At 43.9% G+C, this 212-nt stretch carries 1 protein-coding gene; it reads right to left on the bottom strand.

Features of this window, described 5'->3' with window-relative positions; genetic code table 11:
• Nucleotides 1–212 (bottom strand): hypothetical protein (locus tag IQR33_RS06965; protein ID WP_193843605.1); only part of this gene is annotated, 212 nt, incomplete at both ends.

The following is a 212-nucleotide window of genomic DNA, read 5'->3' as shown; positions in this document are numbered from 1 at the left end:
TAACTCAGTTCGCCTTTTTGGCCACGGACGATCAACGCTTTTCCTTCTGACTCAATCGCATTGAAATTCAGATCACTCACTGAAAGTTCAGTATTGATGCCTCGCTCTACAGTGACAGAAAATCTTGCTTCAGAAGATTCATAAGCAGAGCTACTATCTGTAGCAAGAATAGTCGCCGTTCCTGGGCGCAGAATTTGTAGTATTCCTGAGTC

This window comes from Vibrio sp. OPT46, from assembly GCF_015163535.1.
Lineage (GTDB): Bacteria > Pseudomonadota > Gammaproteobacteria > Enterobacterales > Vibrionaceae > Vibrio > Vibrio alginolyticus.
Note: the sequence above shows the minus strand (reverse complement) of the source record. Positions and strands in the feature narration are given on the sequence as shown.